General features: G+C 44.4%; 2 protein-coding genes. Both read left to right on the plus strand.

The genetic code is table 11. The features are described 5' to 3' along the window. Window positions 1-418 precede the first annotated feature (418 nt). Window positions 419-1678 carry an RNA-guided endonuclease IscB gene (gene iscB, locus F6K20_RS31670; protein ID WP_008185212.1) on the plus strand — a complete coding sequence of 420 codons (1260 nt, stop codon included), beginning with the start codon at window positions 419-421 and terminating at the stop codon, window positions 1676-1678. Between the two features lie 175 nt (window positions 1679-1853). Continuing rightward, the coding region (locus F6K20_RS31675; protein ID WP_502708904.1) for a transglycosylase domain-containing protein at window positions 1854-3039 on the plus strand (1186 nt) is incomplete at its 3' end.

Below are 3039 nucleotides of genomic sequence, written 5' to 3' on the forward strand. Positions count from 1 at the left end.
TGGGACTGCATCAAGACGGGAAATGACCGTCGTAGAATACAAAATGGTATGAATTGGCTAGAATTAGCTTTAATTCAAAAATTATTTATCGCTACAGTAGTTGAAGCTTAAGTAGAAGCTTACCTGTAGGGCTTGACACTTATCCATAACGTCCTGGCATTATTAAGAAATTCGATGCTCAAGACTTGTAAGTAATCCTCCTAGCCAAAGCCTAGGGAATTCCCGGTAATCTCCGGGATTGCCAACTAGGATGCAGACTCAGGTGCGATTCCTAGGTTGGTTTGGTTATGACACCCAGAGGTGAACTCCAGCTTCTGGCTCTGTCGCTAATCATTAAGACAAAGGCAAATGTGTGGTTAGCCCAACAAGCCATCCCAACATTGTCAAGGAACACATTACCAAATTGAGAGCACTAAAAATGCCAAAGTATGTATTTGTTATTGACACAAACAAGCAGCCATTAAACCCTATTCCACCAAAGAAAGCTCGTCGGTTGTTAGACAAAGGTAAAGCTGCTGTTTTTCGGATGTACCCGTTCACGATCATCTTAAAAACAGCGATTGATAATCCAATTGTATCACCTTGTAAAATTAAGATTGATCCTGGTAGCCAAACAACTGGATTTGCTCTAGTCCAAAACAACCAAATCATTTGGGGAATGGAGTTAGAACACAGAGGAGGGTTGATCAATAAAAAATTAGAGTCTAGAAAAGCTGTAAGGCACCGAAGACGTAATCGTCACACCCGTTACAGAAAGCCACGGTTTTTTAATCGCAAACGTTCAGAGGCTTGGCTCCCACCCAGCCTAGAACACAGGGTTTCGACTATTGAAACGTGGGTAAAGCGATTAACCAAGTTTTGCCCGGTCAATGAAATTTGGGTCGAAAGAGTTAAGTTTGATACCCAGAAAATGCCGAATCCCGAAATCAATGGTATTCAGTACCAACAAGGTGAACTAGCTGGCTACGAAGTTAGGGAGTACTTACTTGATAAATGGGGAAGAGAATGTACCTATTGCGGTAAACAGTCTGTTCCCTTGCAGATCGAGCACATTCACCCAAAGTCATTTGGTGGAAGTAATCGAGTCAGTAATCTATGCTTAGCCTGCGAAAAATGTAATAAACGAAAAGGAAACAAACCTATAGAGGAATTCCTAAAAAAGAAGCCAAGTTTACTCCAAAAAATCAAAACTAAAGCCAAACAACCATTATTGGATGCGGCAGCGGTAAATGCAACTCGTAACAAGTTAGTGAAAGTACTCCAAAATATCAAGTTTGTAGTTACTGGAACCGGAGCGCAGACCAAGTACAACCGGACTAGACTGGGTCTTCCTAAGGAGCACTGGATTGATGCTGCTTGCGTTGGGGATATTGAGACCTTAGTCTTGAAAACGTCTCAGCCACTGTTAGTTACTTGCAAAGGGCAGGGAGGCAGACAAAAAGCAGCACTCAACAAGTACGGTTACCCCGTCAGGCACAATCCATTAAAACCAATTAAGGGCTGGGTCACTGGAGACATAGCCAAACATCAAAGACTAGGTATAGGCAAGGTAACTCCTAGAAGTAAAGGAAGCTTTGGATTTACCCCGTTAGGAATGAAGGGCTATAAAAGCTGCAACCCTCAAGATATATCAGCAATACACCGAAAAGATGGATACACTTACAGTTTTTGCAAGTAACTGCCGGAATTTACCGAGAAATAATTGTCCTAGACATTCCTGCTCTGCCCACCTATCCTTGGAATTGTCTTATAGAAAGTACTTATAGGAAGTAAAAAAAACACCCCAAGCACAGCCCCTAGCTTACATGTCTGTTCTTTAGTAAGGAAATGAAATCACCGTGCCATATAGCACTATTCGACAACCACAAGATCGGAAAAATCGGAAAAGAAAGCCTTCACAAGTATTGCAGTTTGTGCAAGGGGTGGCTCAGGTAACTGGAGGGACTATCCTCGGGGTTACCATGTTAGCTAGCTCGATTGTAGCTGGTGGACTTGTGGGCTTAGCGACTAGCTTCCGTAACCTGCCAGATGTGCGCATGCTCCGGAACTACACACCGACAGAAACAACTTACATTTACGATGTCAAGGGTAGACCTCTAGTGAGCCTTCATGGGGAAGCGAATCGGGAAGTGCTCGAATTCGGCCAAATCAACCCTCAACTCAAGCGGGCTGTACTAGCTATAGAAGACAGTCGCTTCTATATGCACTATGGGGTTAACCCCAATAGCGTCGGTCGTGCTTTTTTAGTCAACTGGAGACAAGGGACAGTAGTAGAGGGGGGTTCTACAATCACCATGCAGTTGGTGAAAAACCTGTTTCTGACTCGGCAACGCACCTTTAGCCGCAAAATCACTGAAGCTGTACTCGCTATCCGAGTTGAGCAAATCTTCTCTAAAGACGAGATTTTGGAATTGTACCTCAATCAAATCTATTGGGGTCACAATAACTATGGCATTGAAACAGCTGCCCGCAGCTACTTTGTTAAGCCAGCATCTGAGCTATCCTTAGGGGAGTCAGCCATGTTGGCAGGGCTAATCCAGTCCCCAGAAGAATACAGTCCCTTCAGCAACTACTCTAAAGCTAAAGAGCGACAAGCCGTTGTCTTAAGGCGGATGCGGGATTTGGGATGGATTACAGCAGCCCAAGAAAAACAAGCTAAGGAACAGCCCCTGTTAATTGGGAAAAGTACTTCCTGGAGCACCAGTAAATTGCCTTTCGTCACAGAAGCTGCTGTGGTGGAGTTAAAAGAGCGATTTGGTCAGGAAGCGGTCACCAAGGGCGGAATGCGAGTTCAGACCACGGTTGACTACGAATTCCAAAAGCAGGCAGAAAAGATCATTAATCGTGCTCATTACACCCTGCGTCGCCGTGGACTTTACGATAATCAAGTGGCATTAGCCGCCGTTGACCCCCGTACCCATTTTGTGAAAGCGATAGTCGGGGGATACAGCTATGAAAAGAGCAAATTCAACCGTGCTACTCAAGCTCGACGTCAGCCTGGGTCATCCTTTAAGCCATTTGTTTACTATACTGCCTTTG

Source organism: Moorena sp. SIO2C4 (assembly GCF_010672485.1).
Classification (GTDB): domain Bacteria; phylum Cyanobacteriota; class Cyanobacteriia; order Cyanobacteriales; family Coleofasciculaceae; genus Moorena; species Moorena producens.

Bases quoted from the DNA above. Each gene is read 5' to 3' on its own strand.
- iscB (WP_008185212.1), top strand. From the start codon at position 419: ATGCCAAAGTATGTATTTGTTATTGACACAAACAAGCAGCCATTAAAC.